Origin of the sequence: Streptomyces sp. NPDC050485 (genome assembly GCF_044458185.1) — a bacterium.
Classification (GTDB): Bacteria; Actinomycetota; Actinomycetes; order Streptomycetales; family Streptomycetaceae; genus Streptomyces.
This window is the reverse complement of record NZ_JBITHR010000007.1, coordinates 170,833-187,931: the sequence shown is the minus strand read 5'-3', so window position 1 is coordinate 187,931 and position 17,099 is coordinate 170,833. Positions and strand designations below refer to the sequence as shown.

Annotated in this window: 17 protein-coding genes and 1 pseudogene; 12 read left to right on the top strand and 6 right to left on the bottom strand. The window is 72.1% G+C overall.

Annotated elements, in window-relative coordinates; translation table 11 throughout:
* Positions 1 to 93 precede the first annotated feature (93 nt).
* From ACIBK6_RS16865 to ACIBK6_RS16850, 4 genes are all read left to right on the top strand, one after another.
* Positions 94 to 459, top strand: coding sequence for a hypothetical protein (locus ACIBK6_RS16865; RefSeq protein WP_399052004.1), 366 nt, complete (start codon positions 94 to 96; stop codon positions 457 to 459).
* A gap of 199 nt (positions 460 to 658) precedes the next feature.
* On the top strand, positions 659 to 1,090 hold the full coding sequence (gene panD, locus ACIBK6_RS16860) for an aspartate 1-decarboxylase (RefSeq protein ID WP_399052003.1): 432 nt from the start codon (positions 659 to 661) through the stop codon (positions 1,088 to 1,090).
* A 94-nt stretch (positions 1,091 to 1,184) separates the two neighbouring features.
* The gene (locus ACIBK6_RS16855; protein WP_399052002.1) at positions 1,185 to 1,523 is read left to right on the top strand and encodes a GNAT family N-acetyltransferase; all 339 of its coding nucleotides are present in this window, start codon (positions 1,185 to 1,187) and stop codon (positions 1,521 to 1,523) included.
* Positions 1,520 to 2,155: an aspartate/glutamate racemase family protein gene (locus ACIBK6_RS16850; protein WP_399052001.1), complete on the top strand. Its 636-nt coding sequence runs from the start codon at positions 1,520 to 1,522 to the stop codon at positions 2,153 to 2,155. Before ACIBK6_RS16855 ends, ACIBK6_RS16850 begins: the two co-directional genes overlap by 4 nt.
* 733 nt (positions 2,156 to 2,888) lie before the next feature.
* Here the strand turns inward: ACIBK6_RS16850 and gndA are convergent.
* Entirely contained in the window at positions 2,889 to 4,331 is a 1,443-nt protein-coding gene (gene gndA / locus ACIBK6_RS16845) for an NADP-dependent phosphogluconate dehydrogenase (protein WP_399052000.1), read from the bottom strand.
* A gap of 230 nt (positions 4,332 to 4,561) precedes the next feature.
* Between gndA and ACIBK6_RS16840 the strand changes: the two genes are divergently transcribed.
* A complete protein-coding gene (locus ACIBK6_RS16840) occupies positions 4,562 to 5,749 on the top strand; it encodes a peptidoglycan DD-metalloendopeptidase family protein (protein ID WP_399051999.1) in 1,188 nt (395 codons plus the stop codon).
* Here the strand turns inward: ACIBK6_RS16840 and ACIBK6_RS16835 are convergent.
* Positions 5,719 to 6,654, bottom strand: coding sequence for a DMT family transporter (locus ACIBK6_RS16835; RefSeq protein ID WP_399051998.1), 936 nt, complete (start codon positions 6,652 to 6,654; stop codon positions 5,719 to 5,721). The two genes, ACIBK6_RS16840 and ACIBK6_RS16835, sit on opposite strands and share 31 nt — an antisense overlap.
* Before the next feature lie 345 nt (positions 6,655 to 6,999).
* On the opposite strand from ACIBK6_RS16835, the gene ACIBK6_RS16830 reads away from it, so the two are divergent.
* The 4 genes from ACIBK6_RS16830 (at position 7,000) to ACIBK6_RS16815 (ending at position 10,295) form a co-directional block, all read left to right on the top strand.
* Positions 7,000 to 7,731, top strand: a complete 732-nt coding sequence (locus tag ACIBK6_RS16830; protein WP_399051997.1) for a (2Fe-2S)-binding protein — start codon at positions 7,000 to 7,002, stop codon at positions 7,729 to 7,731.
* 33 nt (positions 7,732 to 7,764) lie between these two features.
* Positions 7,765 to 8,007 (top strand): hypothetical protein, encoded by a 243-nt coding sequence (locus ACIBK6_RS16825; protein ID WP_329461777.1) that lies wholly within the window; start codon positions 7,765 to 7,767, stop codon positions 8,005 to 8,007.
* Positions 8,008 to 8,009: 2 nt separating this feature from the next.
* The gene (locus tag ACIBK6_RS16820; RefSeq protein WP_399051996.1) at positions 8,010 to 8,555 is read left to right on the top strand and encodes a Clp protease N-terminal domain-containing protein; all 546 of its coding nucleotides are present in this window, start codon (positions 8,010 to 8,012) and stop codon (positions 8,553 to 8,555) included.
* 213 nt (positions 8,556 to 8,768) lie between these two features.
* Positions 8,769 to 10,295 carry an SDR family NAD(P)-dependent oxidoreductase gene (locus ACIBK6_RS16815; RefSeq protein ID WP_399051995.1) on the top strand — a complete coding sequence of 509 codons (1,527 nt, stop codon included), beginning with the start codon at positions 8,769 to 8,771 and terminating at the stop codon, positions 10,293 to 10,295.
* A gap of 74 nt (positions 10,296 to 10,369) precedes the next feature.
* On the opposite strand, the gene ACIBK6_RS16810 is transcribed toward ACIBK6_RS16815, so the two are convergent.
* Positions 10,370 to 10,942 carry an HD domain-containing protein gene (locus ACIBK6_RS16810; RefSeq protein ID WP_399051994.1) on the bottom strand — a complete coding sequence of 191 codons (573 nt, stop codon included), beginning with the start codon at positions 10,940 to 10,942 and terminating at the stop codon, positions 10,370 to 10,372.
* Positions 10,943 to 11,286: 344 nt separating this feature from the next.
* Here ACIBK6_RS16810 and ACIBK6_RS16805 point away from each other — a divergent pair, with 344 nt between their 5' ends.
* Entirely contained in the window at positions 11,287 to 11,460 is a 174-nt protein-coding gene (locus ACIBK6_RS16805; RefSeq protein ID WP_399051993.1) for a hypothetical protein, read from the top strand.
* Between the two features lie 74 nt (positions 11,461 to 11,534).
* On the opposite strand, the gene ACIBK6_RS16800 is transcribed toward ACIBK6_RS16805, so the two are convergent.
* The 3 genes and pseudogenes from ACIBK6_RS16800 to ACIBK6_RS16790 form a co-directional block, all read right to left on the bottom strand.
* Positions 11,535 to 11,678, bottom strand: coding sequence for an amidohydrolase family protein (locus ACIBK6_RS16800; RefSeq protein ID WP_399051992.1), 144 nt, complete (start codon positions 11,676 to 11,678; stop codon positions 11,535 to 11,537).
* 82 nt (positions 11,679 to 11,760) lie between these two features.
* Positions 11,761 to 12,127, bottom strand: a pseudogene (locus ACIBK6_RS16795) (amidohydrolase); the annotation flags it as partial.
* A 30-nt stretch (positions 12,128 to 12,157) separates the two neighbouring features.
* Positions 12,158 to 12,565: an amidohydrolase family protein gene (locus ACIBK6_RS16790; protein WP_399051991.1), complete on the bottom strand. Its 408-nt coding sequence runs from the start codon at positions 12,563 to 12,565 to the stop codon at positions 12,158 to 12,160.
* Here ACIBK6_RS16790 and ACIBK6_RS16785 point away from each other — a divergent pair.
* On the top strand, positions 12,530 to 14,554 hold the full coding sequence (locus ACIBK6_RS16785) for a prolyl oligopeptidase family serine peptidase (protein ID WP_399051990.1): 2,025 nt from the start codon (positions 12,530 to 12,532) through the stop codon (positions 14,552 to 14,554). The two genes, ACIBK6_RS16790 and ACIBK6_RS16785, sit on opposite strands and share 36 nt — an antisense overlap.
* Before the next feature lie 100 nt (positions 14,555 to 14,654).
* Entirely contained in the window at positions 14,655 to 17,009 is a 2,355-nt protein-coding gene (locus tag ACIBK6_RS16780) for an alpha-L-fucosidase (RefSeq protein ID WP_399051989.1), read from the top strand.
* Positions 17,010 to 17,099: the final 90 nt, after the last annotated feature.

The following is a 17,099-nucleotide window of genomic DNA, read 5'->3' as shown; positions in this document are numbered from 1 at the left end:
CACGGGACGCGGTTCACTTGACGCAGACAGCGGGGCCGGAGCGTGGGCCGGCCCCGCCGCCACCGGGCCGACGCGTGGGAAGGCAGGCAGGACATGGCTGGGATTCACGTCGGCAGGACCGTCCAGGTCCTGGGCGGCAAGCACCAACTCACCGTGGACCGCCTTGACATGGAGCCGGGCGGGGTCACCTTCCACTACACCGTCAGCCCGCCCCTGCCCGAGGTGGTCGCCGGTGGAGGCATGCTTCTGCTCTACGTGACGGCCACGGACGACCAGGGAAATGTGTACACCGATGGGGGAGGCGCCTTCGGGACGGCTCCGGACGGCAGCCATACGGAGGGCAGCGTCACGGTGCAGCCGGCGCCTCCTGCGGGCGTCCGTGACATCACTGTCGACCTCGTCCTCAGCGAGTCCCCGACCGAAGAACCCCATCACCGCTTCACCGTGCGGATTGGTTAGACCGTGCCGATGGGTTGGGTGGACGCCGGTCCACTGAGTGATCTTCCTGCGCGTTACGTCGGGAAAGTCGGCAATCGGTCGGCGTCAGTCCGCCAAACCTGGGGAAAATCCGACCGCGGATGCGTCTCGTTGTAAGGTAAGGGAACCGCACTTGACCTGTGTAAAAGCAGGCAGGGAGCCTCATTCCGGGAGTACCTCGATGCTGCGCACCATGTTCAAGTCCAAGATCCACCGTGCCACCGTGACCCAGGCCGACCTCCACTACGTGGGCTCGGTCACCGTCGACGCCGAGCTGATGGAGGCGGCCGACCTGCTGCCCGGCGAGCTGGTGCACATCGTCGACATCGACAACGGCAACCGCCTGGAGACGTACGTCATCGAGGGCGAGCGCGGCTCCGGCGTGATCGGGATCAACGGGGCCGCCGCCCACCTCGTGTACCCCGGCGACCTGGTGATCCTCATCAGCTACGCCCAGGTCGACGACGCCGAGGCCCGCACGCTGCGGCCCAGCGTGGTGCACGTGGACGCCGACAACCGGATCGTGGAGCTCGGCACCGACGCCTCGGCTCCGGTGCCCGGCAGCGACCAGCAGCGCAGCCCGCACGCCCGGATTCCCGCCCCGCAGGGCTGAGAGCCTGCGGCCTGAACCCCGCTCGGACCCGCGCCGGAGCCTGGACACCGGCTACGAACGGTCGGCCGCCCGTCACCGGAAAGGACCCCGCACCATGGCAGAGATCCGAGACGACCGCGCCAGAGGACTGCTCGACGTGTCCGACGGCGGTGAAGTGGCCGGTCGCATCTCCTACTTCACGCTCGACGGCCGACCGCCCGCGCTCGTGGCGGTGCACACCGTCGTGGAGGCCGCGCACGCGGGCAAGGGCCTGGCGGGTGCCCTGGTGCGGGAGTTCTACGCCATGGCCGCGCGCGAGGGCGTGCCGGTCGTGCCGCTCTGCCCGTACGCCGCGAAGTGGGCGGAACGCCACCCGGACGAGGCGCCCGCCACCCCGGCCGGACTGATCGAGGCCGCCCAGGCTCAGCTCGCCGCGAACCCGGAGCTGTGGTGAACGTCCTCGCTCTGCTGCACACGTCGCCGGTCCACGTCCCGGTCTTCGACGCCCTGCGCGACGAGGACGCCCCGGGCCTCGAACTGCGCCACCTGGTGCATGAGCAACTGCTCGGCAGGGCACGGGAGTTGGGGCCGGAGGCCGTGACCGAGGCCGTCCGGACCGTCCTCGCCGGGGCGGTGGCCGGGGGAGCGGACGCGGTGCTGTGTACGTGCTCCACGATCGGCGCGGTCGCCGAGGCGGCCTCGGCGTCGCTCGGTGTCCCGGTGCTCCGCGTCGACCGGCCCATGGCCGCGGCCGCCGTCGCGCAGGGCCACCGGATCGCCGTGGTGGCGACCGTGGCGTCCACCCTGGAGCCGACGGTGGCGCTGATCCGCGAGGAGGCGGGCGACCGGCCCGTCGCACTGCGCACGGTCCTCGCGGAAGACGCCTGGGCGCACTTCGAATCGGGCGACCCGGAAGCGTACCTGGCGGTGATCGCCGGGACGCTGGACACGCTGACGGACGTCGACGTCATCGTCCTCGCCCAGGCATCGATGGCCGCCGCAGCCACCCGGACGACGACCTCGGTCCCCGTCCTGTCCAGCCCCCGCCCGGGGCTGCGGGCGGCGGCCGCCGCGGTGGGTGCCTGAGCGGGCTTTCCGGAGGCTGTGCTGACAGCGGGGCGATGCCTTGCGGGCGGCGTGTCGGGAGTCGGCCGTCCGGCGGCGTTTGCGGCTAGCGGGGCGATGACTTGCGGGCGGGGTGCTGCGAGTCGGCCGCCAGACCGCAGCGCGCAGACCCGGACGGGCCCGCCCCGCCGCCCCACCCCGCCGCCCGACAGTGGTGCGCAGACTCGGACGGGTTGAACCGGCGGGCGCCGGGCACGCGCGCAGGTGAAGCTGAACGGAGACCCCAGGAGGCCGAGCATGAACGATCCGCATCCGGACCCTGCCGTGAGCACCCTGTGTCCGGGCCCAGCCGTGAACGGTTCGCATGCGGGCCCCGACGTGAACAGCCCGGATTCGGGCCCTGTCGCGAACTACCCGCATTCGGGCCCAGCCAGGAACGACCCACACCCCGGCCCCGCCATGAACAGCTCGCACCCCGCCCCCACCACCCCCACCCTCACCGTCCCGCACCCCGAGCCCGCCCCGCCGTGGCCCTCGCCGCTTCCCGACCCCGAACCTGGTCCGCTGCCCCGTCCGCCGGGGCCTGCGCCTGGGCCGGGGCCCGATCCTGAGCCTCCCGCGCCCGGGCCGGACCCCGTGCCGCCCAAGCCGGGGCCCGACCCCGATCTGCCCGACCCGGTGCCCCAGCCGCCCGGCCCGGACCCCGCGCCGTACCCGACGAAGCCCGAGCCGGCCACCTGAAAGGGCCCGCTGATCAGCCGGTGCTCACCTCGGACCGGTCCCCGCCCCACAGCGTGTGGAACGAGCCCGCCCGGTCGGTCCGCCGATAGGTGTGCGCGCCGAAGAAGTCGCGCTGGCCCTGCGTGAGCGCCGCCGGAAGCCGCTCGGCGCGCAGCGCGTCGTAGTACGCGAGCGCCGCCGAGAAGCCGGGCACCGGCACCCCCTGCCGCGCCGCCGCCACGATCACCGCGCGCCAGTCGTCCTGCGCCGCCCCGATCTCGTCGGCGAACCGCTTGTCCGAGAGCAGGCTCGGCAGCTCGGGCTGTGCGTCGTAGGCGCCCCTGATCCGGTCGAGGAACGCGGCCCGGATGATGCAGCCCGCGCGCCAGATCGCCGCGACCGTGCCCGGGTCCACGTGCCAGTCGTACGTCTCGCTGCCCGCCTGGATCTGGTGGAAGCCCTGCGTGTAAGAGACGATCTTCGACGCGTACAGCGCCTGCTCCACCTGTGCGGCGAAGGCGGTCGCTTCGGCCGCGTTCAGCGGGGCGGCCGTCGGCCCCGCCAGCGTGCGGGCCGCCTCGCGGAGCTCGGCGTGGCCCGACAGCGAGCGGGCGAACACCGCCTCGGCGATGCCCGACACCGGGACGCCGAGGTCGAGTGCGATCTGCACCGTCCAACGACCGGTGCCCTTCTGCTCCGCCCGGTCCTCGACCACATCGATGAACGGCTTGCCGGTCGCCGCGTCGACATGTGCAAGGACCTGCGCCGTGATCTCGATCAGGTAGGAGTCGAGGCGCCCGGTGTTCCACTGCTTGAACGTCTCGGCGATCTGCGCGGGGGAGTAGCCCGTGACCGCGCGCAGCAGGTGGTACGCCTCCGCGATCAGTTGCATGTCGGCGTACTCGATGCCGTTGTGCACCATCTTCACGAAGTGGCCCGCGCCGTCGGGGCCGACGTGGGTGACGCACGGCGTGCCGTCCGGGGCCTTCGCGGCGATCCGCGCGAGCAGCGGTCCCAGCGATTCGTACGACTCGGCCGAGCCGCCCGGCATGATGCTCGGCCCGTGCAGCGCGCCCTCCTCGCCGCCCGAGATCCCGGCGCCCACGAAGTGGATGCCCCGCTCGCGCAGTTCGCGTTCGCGCCGGCGGGTGTCCTCGAAGTGCGCGTTGCCGCCGTCGATGATGACGTCGCCCGGTTCGAGGAGCGCCGCGAACTCCTGGATCACCGCGTCCGTCGGCTCTCCCGCCTTGACCATGATGACGAGACGGCGCGGGCGCTCAAGGGCGGCCACGAAGTCCTCGGCCGACTCCGCCGCCACGAACGTGCCCTCGCCGCCGAACTCCTCGACCAGTGCACGGGTCTTGGCGGCCGTCCGGTTGTGGACGGCGACGGTGAAGCCGTTGCGGGCGAAGTTCCGGGCGAGGTTGCGGCCCATGACCGCGAGTCCGGTGACGCCGATCTGGGCTGTTCCACTCATGCGTGTGCTCCTGGATCCAAGGGATTCGCGGGCCATGCGCGTGCGCCACGGCGCGCACTACCCGCCCACAGTACGTAACGCTCCACGTCGCGGCGTGCCGTCGGGAGTCCCGACCCGCCGGGCCGAATGACCCACCCGCACGGAGGCCCTCCCTCCGCTTGTCTGACCCCTTGTCATGGCCTCTTCGCAGCCCCTATTTTGGCGGCTCTTGATGCCTTCGAGGGGGACTCATGGCCTTACGCGGCCGGCACCGCCGGTACCAGCCGAGCCGGATCAACCGGGCGTCGCTGACGGTCACGGCGGGCGGGGCGGGGATAGCGCTGCCGCTGATCGGCGCGGGCACCGCGGACGCAGCCTCCATCGATGTGTGGAACAAGGTGGCGTCCTGCGAGTCCACCAGCAACTGGCACATCAACTCGGGCAACGGCTTCTACGGCGGGCTCCAGTTCACCCAGTCCACCTGGGAGGCGTACGGCGGCCGCCAGTACGCGCCGCGCGCGGACCTGGCGACCCGGGACCAGCAGATCGCGATCGCCGAGAAGGTCCTCAAGGGGCAGGGGCCGCACGCCTGGCCGGTCTGCTCGGCGGAGGCCGGTCTCACCCGGGGTGGCGCGGCCCCGCAGCCGAGCACCGCCACCCAGCGCCGCACGGAGATCAAGCCCCACGCCGCACCGAAGCCCGCCGCCAAGCCCCCCGCGGCGAAGAAGGCCGAACCGGCGAGCCCCACCAAGGTGCCGGGCAAGCGGGATTCGTACACCGTCGTGCACGGCGACTCGCTGTCCACGATCGCCGGCCGTGAGCAGGTCCGGGGCGGCTGGCCCCAGTTGTACGCCGAGAACCGTACGGTCGTCGGCTCGGATCCCGACCTCATCCGCCCCGGCCAGCAGCTGACCCTGCCCGGTGCGGCCCCCGCGAAGCCGACGGCCCCGCCCAAGTCGGCGGTGCCTGCGCCGAAGGCGCCCGCCAAACACCCGGCCCCCAAGCAGCCCGCGGCGAAGCCGGCCGGCACGTCGGCGGGGTTCACCGCACCGGTCGACGCGAGCCCCGGCACCCCGTACCACAAGGCCGGTGCGGCCTGGGCGAGCGGCTACCACACCGGCGTCGACTTCCCGGTCTCCACCGGCACCACCGTGAAGGCTGTGACCTCGGGCACGGTCGTCGAGGCCGGCTGGGGCGGCTCGTACGGATACCAGGTGGTGATCCGGCACCACGACGGCCGGTACAGCCAGTACGCGCACCTCTCGGCGCTCGCGGTGAAGGCCGGCCAGCAGGTCAACACCGGCCAGCGGATAGGCCGTTCGGGATCCACCGGCAACGCGACCGGGCCGCATCTGCACTTCGAGATCAGGACCGGCCCGGCGTACGGATCCGATGTCGACCCGCTGGCCTACCTGAGGGCGGGCGGCGTCGCCGTCTGATCCGAGCTGTCCCCCTGGCGCCCGGCGGGACCGGGCGCCGCGGGTATGCGCGCGGCCAGGACCTGCTCCCCGCGCCGGCCCGCGCTCAGCCGTTCCGTCGTGAGCAGGATCAGTCCGCCCGCGGCCACGACCCCGAAGCCGAGGGCGATCGCGGTGCCCGCTGCCCCGTACCGGAACGATTCGCCGAACAGGGTCAGACCGATGGCCGCGGCGACCACGGGGTTGACGACGGTGACCGTGGCGAGCGGCGCCGCGAGGCCCGCGCCACGGTAGGAGGCCTGCGAGAGCAGCAGACCCGAGACCGCGAACCCGGCTATCGCGAAGAGGCTGGGCAACTCGCCGAGGGGGAGCCCCGACTGCCAGTCCTCGGCGACGGACTTGGTGAACACCGAGGCCAGACCGAAGGCGCCGCCGGCCGCGGTGGCGAGCACGACACTGCGGGTGGCCGCCCGGCGCAGGGCCTTGGACGCCACGAAGAGCGCCGCGACGCAGCCGAACCCGGCCGCCGCGAGGGCCAGCCGCTGCCCCATGGCGAGGGCATCCGTGTCCGTCCCCCGGGTCAGCGCCAGCAGGCCCGCCAGGCCCGCGGTGGCCATGACCGCTCCACGCCAGGCGGTGGCCCCGGCCCGGCGGCGGATCAGCACGGCCGACATCGGCAGCGCGAACACGATGGTGAGCGCGCCCATCGGCTGCACCAGGGTCAGCGGGCCGAACGCCAGGGCCGCCACATGCAGCGCCGCGCCGAGGCCGTTGAGGGTGACCGCGCCCCACCACGCCGGGCGGCGCACGGGGGCGTACGCACTGCTCGGGGCGGACGCGGCGACGCGCTCCTGAACGATCGCCGCGGCCGCGTACGCGACGGCGGAGACCAGGGACAGCAGCACGGCCAGGACAAGGGCGCTCATAGCTCCACGATGTCTCGTTGCGGACCCCGTGTCGTCGTCCCTGAGCACCGATTGCCTTGTACTCCCGGAGGAGTAGGGGCGTACGACCAAAGTCGTCCCAGATATCGGACTTTCAGTAAAAGCGCAGCTCAAAAAGGGCGTCAAGGGCGGGCGGAAGAACGGCTTCCGATCGCGCCCGCGGCCGGGATGCCCATCACCCCCGTGCCGGGGCGTGCGGGGCGCGGGCGGGGCCCGTTGAATTCGTGCCAGGCTGGCACGAACTGCCAGATCAAGGTGGCGCGAACACGCCATGTTCCACAGGAAACGGCGACTGCGACTGCGACTGTAGCGGTGGCCGTCACGGCGATGGAAGAAGGGGAACCAGGCTTGACTCCGGAGGAATGGGCGGAAACGTCATCGGTCGGGGGCTTCTTCGCTCTCCGTGTCGGGACCGCCACTCACCCGTACGTGCCGCTCGCCTCCCTGTACGCGGGACGGACGGCGCCGCTCACCGCGCGGATCGACACGGTGGCCGCACGGCTCGGCGCGCCCGAACGCCGGGCGGCCGCCTCCATCGCGCACCTGGGCCTCGCGGCCCGGCTCTGGTCGATCGCCCTCGGCCCGGCCGCGCTCCACGGCGTACTGCCGGACCTGGCTCCGGACCGGCTGTACTGGGACGCCGGCCGGACCTCGCCGGAGGATCTGCTCCTCGTGCCTCCCGTGCGGTCGCGGGAGGCCACTTCCGGGCGGCTCCTGGAGGCGGTGCTCGACGGCCATCTCGCCCCGCTCACCGAGGCCGTGCGCCGGGACACCCGGGTGTCGTACGGGCTGCTGCGCGGCAACGCCGGGTCGGCCCTCGCCGGAGCCGTGCGCGAACTCCACGTCTGGGCAGGGAAGTCGGGCCGCCCTGAGGTGGCGGAGCGGGCCCTGGCCCTTGGCGCCGAACTGTTCGCGCACCCTCAACTCGCGGGTACCGGCACCCTGTTGCCGGGTCCGGCCTTCCGGCGCCGCAGTTGCTGCCTCTACTACCGCTGCCCCGGCGGCGGGCTCTGCGGGGACTGCGTCTTCGAGCGGCTCCCCGGTGTCAGGATTCCTTGACAACGCCACCTCTGTCAGGGCAACCTGACAGGCATGGGAGCTGAGGACACACCGGCCTCGCTGGCCGGACAAGTCACCAACAAGGACCCCGCCGTCGGTCTCGCGGCGGTCGTCGCGCTGCGCCGCCTCCTTGAGGAACTGGAGCGCGTCCACGTGGACAACGCCCGTGACCAGGGCTGGTCCTGGCAGAGCATCGCCACGTCGTTGCAGGTCAGCAGGCAGTCGGTGCACGAAAAGCATGCGAGCAGGCGCAAAGCCACGGGCAAGGAGGACTGAAGGTGTTCGAGTTTTTCACCGAGCGGGCCAAGCGGGCGGTGGTGGCTTCGCAGGACGAGGCGATCGCGCTCGGCCACGACTTCATCGGCACCGAGCACATCCTGCTCGGGCTCGCCGGAACCGAGGACAGCACCGCCTGGGAGGTGCTGACCGCACAGGGCATCGAGCTGAACCGCACCCGCGAGGAGACCGTACGGCTCCTGGAAGCGGCCGGGGTGCCGAGCAGCGGCGGGCAGCCCGCGAAGGACGCCCTCGCCTCGATCGGCATCGACGTCGAGGAGATCAAGCGCCAGGCCGACAGCAGCTTCGGCCCCGGCGCGTTCCAGTACCCGAGGCCCGCGTACACGCCGCACGCGAAGCAGGCCCTGGAGTTCACCCTGCGCGAGGCGAAGGCCCTCGGGCACGAGCGGTTCGGCACCGAGCACATCCTGCTCGGCCTGCTGGCGGCCGGCGAGGGGCGGGGCCTCGCGGTCCTCGCGGCGCTGGGCGCGGACCCGGCCGACCTGCGCGCGGCCGTCCTGGCCAAGGTGGCTCCGGAAACCCCATAGGAGACCTGCTGACTCCACGCGCCCCATAGGAAACCCGGCTGACTCCGGCACCCCCAGGGGGCCCGGGTGGCCCCGGACACCCCCTAGCAGCCCCTGCGCCACCGCCCGCCCCGGCTTCCCCGGGGCGGGCGGTTTGGTACGGACCGCGATCGCTCCGTACCATGGCGCTTTTGGGAACGTGATACTCACGACTGATCGAGGAACGCAGCGGCGATGACGGTGACAGAGGACTTCCAGGACCAGGAGCAGGGTCCCGGCATCGACGAGCGGACCGACCAGGAGACCCGGGGGGACTTCGGCCCCGGTATCGACCCCGAGCGGCTCGCGCTCTGCCTGAGTGTGCTTACGGAACTCGACACCATCGAGGTCGACCACCCCGACGCGATCGCGGTGCGCCGCGCCACCGCCGCGATCTACCGGACCGTGAAGCAGCGCCGCCGCCAGGAGCGCCGCGCCGCCAAGACCGCCCACGACCGGGCCGTCACCGAGGCCACCGCCACCGGCTCCGCCGAGCGCATCGACGACGAGACCGAAGGCCTGCTGCCCTCCTCGTCCGTCACCGGCGAGATCGCGGGCATACTCCAGCGCCCCCGGTCCTGCTACATCTGCAAGAGCCGGTACGTCGAGGTCGACGCGTTCTACCACCAGCTGTGCCAGAAGTGCGCCGCCGAGAACCGGGCCCGCCGCGATGCCCGCACCGACCTCAGCGGCAAGCGCGCGCTGCTCACCGGCGGCCGTGCCAAGATCGGCATGTACATCGCGCTGCGCCTGCTTCGCGACGGCGCGCACACCACCATCACCACCCGCTTCCCCAACGACGCGGTCCGCCGCTTCAAGGCGATGGACGACTCCGCGGACTGGATGCACCGCCTCGAAGTCGTCGGCATCGACCTGCGCGACCCGGCGCAGGCGGTCGCCCTGGCCGAGCGGACCGCCGAGCAGGGCCCGCTGGACATCCTGATCAACAACGCCACCCAGACCGTGCGCCGGCTGCCGTCCGCCTATGCCGCCCTGGTCGACGGCGAGAGCGCCGCGCTGCCCGCCGGTGAGCTCCCCGCCCGCCACGTCATCGGCGCCTTCAACTCCGGTGCGGTCGACGGCCTGACCGCGCTCCCCGCCGGCACCTCCGGCCTCGACGCCCAGCGGGTCGCCGACCTCGCCCTGGTCGCGGGCAACGCCAGCCTCGCCCGGCACCAGGACGGCACCGCCCTCGACGCGGGCGGGCTGCTCCCGGACGTCGTCGACAGCAACACCTGGGTGCAGTCCATCGACCAGATCTCCCCGGTCGAGCTGCTCGAAACCCAACTGTGCAACTACACCGCGCCGTTCATCCTGATCAGCATGCTCCGCCCGGTGATGGCCGAGGCCGCCCGCAAGGCGCCGAACGGCCGTGCCTACGTGGTGAACGTCTCGGCGATGGAAGGCGTCTTCAGCCGCGGCTACAAGGGTGCCGGGCACCCCAACACCAACGCCGCCAAGGCCGCCATGAACATGGTCACCCGGACCAGTGGCCAGGAGATGTTCGAGACCGACAAGATCCTCATGACCTCGGTCGACACCGGCTGGATCACCGACGAGCGCCCGCACCACGACAAGCTGCGGCTCGCCGAGGAGGGCTTCCACGCCCCGCTCGACCTCGTGGACGGCGCGGCCCGCGTCTACGACCCGATCGTGCGCGGCGAGCTGGGCGAGGACCTGCACAGCGTCTTCCTGAAGGACTACGCGCCCGCCAACTGGTAGTCCGCGGTTTCCACAGTTCGGGGGCGGCACGCGTCAGTGTGCCGCCTCCGGCGTCAACAGGCCCCCCGCGAGCGCTACTTGAGCTGTCCGGCGACGCGTTCCAGGACCGGCCGCCAGTCCTCCATGACACCCGCGTCCAGGCCCACGACCTTCCCCGCGTCGTCGGCCTGCCGCAGCGTCACCGCGTCCTCGGCCAGCGGATCCCGTGCGAAGGCCGCCGCCTCCTCTGGACCCATCACGCCGCCCTGCGCCCGCAGGGTCAGCGCGCTCTGCGGTGAGAGCGTACGGTCCGGCTCGACGGCCGCCAGATAGCGCTTGGCCGGCACATGCAGCCGTACGAGCCGGGCCACCCGCCCGCCGAGCAGCGGCCGCACCACCTGGGCCGCGGTGTCGGCGTGGCCCGCGTCGTCACCCGGCCGGAGCAGATGGCCGAGATCGTGTACGAGCCCCGCGAGCTGGAGCTCCTTGTCGGCCGGGTGCGAACGGCGCAGCAGGTGGGCGGTCTGCAGGGCGTGGTCGTGCAGGTCGACCGGGTCGCCACTGCGGTCCGGGGTGTCCCAGGCCCCCCGGCAGGCTTCGAGCAGCTCCATCAGCTCGTCGACCGAGCGCACGGGCACCACCGGACCGGGCCTGCTCGACAGCTCCATGAGGTCTCCTCCCCGCGCGCGGCAGCCGACCCCATCAGCAGATCATGGCGGGATGAACACCGGGCTGAACGCCCGGCGAAGGAAAGTTGACGCAAAGGAAGCGCCACTATCGAGCGCGACTGCGCTCATTTGGTTACTCTTGAGCGAACGGTAGCCACAGCGGGTCCACCAACCCTCGAGGCCCGTTCCGGATCCGGCCTGCAACCTGTGGCCGTGATGCGGACAGAGTGCCGGCGCCACCGCGTCAGAACTTCCCTTGCCCCTGCCCTGCGGGCGGACGGACACCGGGTCGAGACCGACGCAGCCGGGCCGCCCCAGGGTTACGCGACACAAAGGAGTGCGCGGTGACACCAGAGACGACAGAACGCGAACCCCGGACGCCGGAACGCGGCGGCGAGCGGGCCGGGCGGCCCGAGAAGCTCCGCAACCTGGAGGTCTGGGCCCGATCGGCCCCGATCCGCCTCGCGGGTTACGAAGACGACCTCGCCGAGCCGCACATCCTGCCCGGCATCGACTGATCGAGAGGCCGACGTTCGAAGTACCGGACCGTGTCCCCCGCGAACCGCGGGGGACACGGGCATGCCGGGGCCGCCTACCCCTTGGGCCGCACGAGCGGTTCGGGATGGATGGTCCGCCCCTCCTTGACGGTCTCGATGACCTCGATGTCCCGGATCGCGTCGGCGGGCACGGTGAGCGGATTCGCGCTCAGGATCACGAGGTCGGCGAGCTTGCCCACCGCGATCGAGGCCCTTGACGGCCTCCTCGAAGTACTGGTGCGCGGCATGGATGGTGGTCGACCTGACCGCGTCGAGCGCGGAGACCCGCTGGTCCTCGCCCAGTACGTGGCCGCTGCGCGTCACCCGGATGACCTGGCCGGCCAGGATCGCCGCCGAACTGGGCAGCGCCACCGGGGCGTCGTGGTGCGAGGTGTAGATCATGTTCCGGCGCAGTGTCCTCGCGCGCGGTCTGGGCGTGGATCGCCACCGGGCGCGGGTCGACGGGCCGGTGCCTGGCCGTGGCCTGCCGTACGGCCATGATGAACTCGTCGATGGCCGCGTCGCCGTTGGTGTGCGCGAGGATCTGGCGCCCCTTCGCGTACGCGTCGCCGACCGCGGCCACCACCTCCGCGTCGCCGAGCGCCGGATAGCCCCGGTAGTCCGCGCCCTCCCCGGCGGGCGGCGTCAGATACGGCCGGGTCAGCCAGGCGGTGCGGCCCTACGGCGAACCGTTCACGCCGCCGGCCGGGTCCTCGGAGTCCGCGTCGTACCCGAGCAGTTCGAGCGCCTTGCTGTTGACCGAGCCGAGATGGCTCGACTGGTGGATGACCAGGACCGGGCGGTCCGCGTCCACCGCGTCGAGGTCGTCACGGGTGGGGTGCCGCGCCCCGGCGAACTGCGCGTCGTGTGCGACGGTCCCGCCGCTGGAGAGGCGCCGCGCCCTCGCGTGCGCCGATTCCGGCGATGCTACAAGCGGCCCGTCGACCCCATAAGGGCTGAAGTGGCCGATCCATGGCTGGATGTGACGGTATGTCAGGTGTTCGGAAGGGCGCCCTGTCGTCCGGGAGGGCCGCGCGGCAGGATGACCGGCATGTCCGAGACACCCGGTGACACCACCGCATTCCACGACCTGTCCGCCTTCCTCGCGACCCCGCGCGTCAACGGCCTCGCGCTCTCGCCCGACGGGAACCGGCTGGTGGCCGCCGTGCAGAGGCTCAGCGGCGACGGCACCCGGTATGTGTCCGCGCTGTGGGAGATCGACCCCGCCGGGGTGCGCGAGCCGCGTCGGCTGACCCGCTCCCGCAAGGGCGAGTCCGCGCCCGCGTTCGCCTCGGACGGAACCCTGTACTTCCTCTCCGGACGCGCGGACAGCGACCCCGGCGCGGCCCAGGACACCGAGGAGGGCTCCGGGGTGTGGGCCCTGCCCGGGAGCGGCGAGGCCGCCCTGATGGCCCGCCATCCCGGCGGAATCGCCGGATTCGCGCTCGCCCGCGACACCGGCGCCCTCGCCTACACCGCCGGGCTGCTGCCCGGCGCGGCCGACGCCGAGGCGCACGGAAAGCTCCGCAAGGACCGCGCCGACGCGAAGGTCACCGCGATCCTGTACGAGTCCGGGATCACCCGGTTCTGGAACCGCGACCTCGGCCCCGACGAGCCGCACACGTTCGTCCGCCGCACCGGCGAGGACAGCGCCGCGGTCGACGCGGGCGGGCAGGGCTTCGTGAGCGAGGCCGAGACCGCGCTGTCGCCGGACGGCACGCGCGTCGCCCACACGCGCTTCGTGCACGGCCGGGTGCCGGACGAGAACCGCATCGTCGTCGTGGTCGCCGACGCGACGACCGGCCGCGAACTGCGCCTGGTCGACCGGGACGGATACACCTACAGCGCCCCGCTGTTCACCGCCGACGGAACCGGCCTGATCTGCGCCCGCCAGTTGAGGGAGACGTACGAGGAGCCGTACAGCTGGACCCTCGTGTGCGTCGACCTGGCGAGCGGCGCGGAGAGCGAGCTCGTGCCGGACTTCGAGAACTGGCCCCTCGGGGCCGTCGTCTCGCCGCGCCCCGACGACGCCACCCTCTGGTTCGCCGCCGACGAGCTCGGCCACTCGCCCGTCTTCCGGCGCGACCCGGACGGCACCGTCACCCGGCTCACCGCCTCCGGCGCGTACACCTCGCTCTGTGTCGCGCCCGACGGACGCACGCTGTACGCGCTGCGCAGCGCAGTCGACGCCCCGCCCACCCCGGTCCGGCTCGATGCCGCCGAGCCGGACCAGGAGCCGGTCGTGCTCAAGGCGCCCGGCCGGACGGGCCGGCTGCCGGGCACTCTGACCGAGGTGCACACGGTGGCCGACGACGGTTTCCCGCTGCGCGCCTGGCTCGTGCTGCCGGAAGGGGCGTCCGCCGAGCGGCCCGCGCCGCTGCTCCTCGTCCCGCACGGCGGCCCGCACACCTCGTGGAACGGCTGGACCTGGCGCTGGAACCCGTGGCCGTTCGCGGCCCGCGGCTACGCGGTGCTGCTGCCCGACCCGGCGATGTCGTCCGGCTACGGGCCGCGGATGCACGAGCGCGGCTGGGGGCAGTGGGGCGGCCAGCCCTACCGGGACCTGATGGCGATGACCGACACCACCGAGGCCCGCCCGGACATCGACGCCACCCGCACCGGCCTCGCGGGTGGCTCCTACGGCGGCTACATGGCCAATCGGGTCGCCACACTGACGGACCGCTTCAAAGCGATCGTCTCGCACGCGAGCCTGTGGGACCTGCCGTCGCACCAGGCCGTCACGGACGCTTCGGCCTACCACCGCCGGATCTTCGGCGACCCGCTGACCCGGCCGGAACGCCACGAGGAGAACTCGCCCCACCTCGCGGCGGACCGCATCCGCACGCCCATGCTGGTGGTGCACGGAGCGAAGGACTACCGCGTGCCGGTCGGCCAGGGCATGGCTCTGTTCCAGGAACTCCAGCGCCGTGAAGTCCCCGCGAAATTCCTGTACTTCCCCGAAGAGGGCCACTGGATCCTCGGCCCCGGCCACGCCCGCCTCTGGTACTCGGCACTCCTGAACTTCCTGGACCACCACGTCCTCGGCGAGGAGTGGCAGCGTCCCGAACTGCTGTAAGCCGCCGCCGTGAGAGATCGGATGAGTTCGAGAGAGGATTGCATCCTTGGCCTGCGAGATGCATTGACATGCCTCCGATTCGCTTCAATCATCGGATGTCATGACCGAACTTCCCAGACGCCATGTACTCGGAATGACGGCGGGGGCGGCAGTCGGCGCCGCCCTTCTCTCCCCGGCCACGGCCGATGCGAGCCCCCTGACCACCCCAACCGGCGCTGCCGCCAAGGACGGTGAGTGGGGGACGGTCCCGCCGGCCGTCCCGGTCGCCCTGGACCGCTGGTTCGACAACGACGGCATCGACACCGCGAACGCCCGCGGCGGCGACTTCGACGGCTCCGGATACACCTTCCCCGGTGAGGAACTCCCGGCGGGGAACGTGCAGTTGGACGGAGTGCCGTATGTGTTCCCCGGCGCCGCCGCCGGGGCCAACAACAACATCGTGGCGCTCGGGCAGCGCATCGACCTGCCCCGGGGGCGCTATCTCTCCGGCCTGTTCCTCGTGGCCTCCAGTTACGGTGACGCGTCGGGGCAGGCGACCGTCCACTACGCCGACGGCGGTACCTCCGCCGCAGCCCTCGGCGGCCCCGACTGGTACAACGGCAGCGGGCAGTTGACCGCCGCCTACCGCTACGGGCCGGGCGGGGTCAAGGACCCGCACCAGGTCGTCGTCGCCACCGCCGAGCTGCCCATGGACCCCGGCCGCGAGGCGGTCGCGCTCACCCTCCCCGTCACCAGCCCCGCGCAGCCGGACAAGCCGTCGCTGCACGTCTTCGCGCTCTCCCTGCAACCCGCCGCCGAGGGGCGCGCGGTCATATTGCGCGACGCCCGCTCGACCACCACGACGCTCGCCTCGGGCGCCCAGAGCGTCGAGGCCACCGTGATCAACGCGGGCACCGTCACCCTGCTCGCCTCCGACGCGCTGAGCGTCCAGGTCGAGGTCGACGGGGCCCGTACGGTCGAACCCGCCCTGATTCCCCGGCTCCATCCGGGCGACCAGGCCAGGGTCCGCATCGGCATCCGGCCCGGCACCGGCACCTCCCCGGGCACCGAGCGCGACGGACGCGTGGTCGCCCGCGGCCGCGGCCGGGAAGCCGCCTCGGCCACCCGCCAACTCGCGCTGGGCGTACCGGACTTCACCCCCACCGATGCCTCGCTCTCCACGCACCAGGCGCCCTACTGGTTCCAGGACGCCAAGTTCGGCATCTTCATCCACTGGGGCGTCTACTCGGTACCGGCCTGGGCGCCCGTCGGCGTGCAGTACGCCGAGTGGTACTGGGCCCAGATGCAGGACCCGAACAACCCCACCCACGCCTACCACCGCCAGACCTACGGCGAGTCCTTCAACTACGACGACTTCATCCCCCGCTTCACCGCCGAACGGTTCGACCCCCGCTCCTGGGTCGAGCTGTTCCGCGACGCGGGCGCCCAGTACCACGTCCTCACCTCCAAGCACCACGAAGGCTTCGCGCTGTGGGACACCAAGGTGTCCGACCGTAACGCCGTCACGATGGGGCCGAAGAAGGACCTGGTCCGCGCCCTGTTCGAGGCTTCCAAGCAGTACGCGCCCGAACTCCACCGGGGCCTGTACTTCTCGATGCCGGAGTGGTTCAACCCGGACAGCCCCTGGCAGGGGCACGGCCCGCGCAATCCGTACACCCTCCAGCCGCTCCCGTACACCGGTTACACCCCCGGCAAGGACTACATCAAGGACCTCCAGGCACCGCAGATGCTGGAGCTGGTCGAGGGGTACGACCCGGAGATCCTGTGGTGCGACATCGGCGGTGCCAATGACAGCCACCGGGTGCTCGCCGAGTACTTCAACCACGCGAAGAACCGGCGCCGCCCCATCGAGGTCACCGTCAACAACCGCTCCGGCATCGGTCCGCACGACTTCACCACGCCCGAGTACGCCACCTACGACACGGTGGTGACGGCGAAGTGGGAGGCGAGCCGGGGCCTGGACCCGTTCAGCTACGGCTACAACCGGGCCACCCCCGACGACAAGTACATGAGCACCGAAGAGGTCGTGCACACGCTGGTCGACATCGTCAGCAAGAACGGCAACTTCCTCCTCGACATTGGGCCGCGGGCCGACGGCACCATCCCCGAGATCATGCAGCGCCGGCTGCGCGAGACGGGGCAGTGGCTGAAGACCAACGGCGAGGCGGTCTACGGATCCACGTACTGGGCGCGGATGCCGCAGCTCGGCGCCGATCTGCGGTTCACCGTCCGGCCGGGGCGGGCCTTCTACATCCACTCGCTGGCCAGGCCGGGGGCCACGCTCACCGTCGAGGCGCCGGTGCCGGTCCGGGCCGGGGACCGGATCACGATGCTCGGCCACGGGCGGCCGCTCACCTGGCGCACCGGCGGCAGCGGCCTCGTCATCGACGTACCGCCCGCCGCGCGGGCCGCGGGCAGCCACGCCTGGGTGTTCAAGGTGGAGTGGCTTCGATGAGCGGTTGAGAGCCGGTGTGTCAACCCCGTCTGGACCCCGTCCGTTTGCGGGACGCGTGCGGCTGCGGCACACAATGAGGGAGCAACTCGG

Bases quoted from the DNA above. Each gene is read 5' to 3' on its own strand.
- ACIBK6_RS16810 (WP_399051994.1), bottom strand. From the start codon at position 10,942: ATGGAGCTGTCGAGCAGGCCCGGTCCGGTGGTGCCCGTGCGCTCGGTC.
- ACIBK6_RS16780 (WP_399051989.1), top strand. From the start codon at position 14,655: ATGACCGAACTTCCCAGACGCCATGTACTCGGAATGACGGCGGGGGCG.
- ACIBK6_RS16840 (WP_399051999.1), top strand. From the start codon at position 4,562: ATGGCCTTACGCGGCCGGCACCGCCGGTACCAGCCGAGCCGGATCAAC.
- panD (WP_399052003.1), top strand. From the start codon at position 659: ATGCTGCGCACCATGTTCAAGTCCAAGATCCACCGTGCCACCGTGACC.
- ACIBK6_RS16825 (WP_329461777.1), top strand. From the start codon at position 7,765: ATGGGAGCTGAGGACACACCGGCCTCGCTGGCCGGACAAGTCACCAAC.
- ACIBK6_RS16785 (WP_399051990.1), top strand. From the start codon at position 12,530: ATGTCCGAGACACCCGGTGACACCACCGCATTCCACGACCTGTCCGCC.
- ACIBK6_RS16865 (WP_399052004.1), top strand. From the start codon at position 94: ATGGCTGGGATTCACGTCGGCAGGACCGTCCAGGTCCTGGGCGGCAAG.
- gndA (WP_399052000.1), bottom strand. From the start codon at position 4,331: ATGAGTGGAACAGCCCAGATCGGCGTCACCGGACTCGCGGTCATGGGC.
- ACIBK6_RS16855 (WP_399052002.1), top strand. From the start codon at position 1,185: ATGGCAGAGATCCGAGACGACCGCGCCAGAGGACTGCTCGACGTGTCC.
- ACIBK6_RS16835 (WP_399051998.1), bottom strand. From the start codon at position 6,654: ATGAGCGCCCTTGTCCTGGCCGTGCTGCTGTCCCTGGTCTCCGCCGTC.
- ACIBK6_RS16830 (WP_399051997.1), top strand. From the start codon at position 7,000: ATGGAAGAAGGGGAACCAGGCTTGACTCCGGAGGAATGGGCGGAAACG.
- ACIBK6_RS16815 (WP_399051995.1), top strand. From the start codon at position 8,769: ATGACGGTGACAGAGGACTTCCAGGACCAGGAGCAGGGTCCCGGCATC.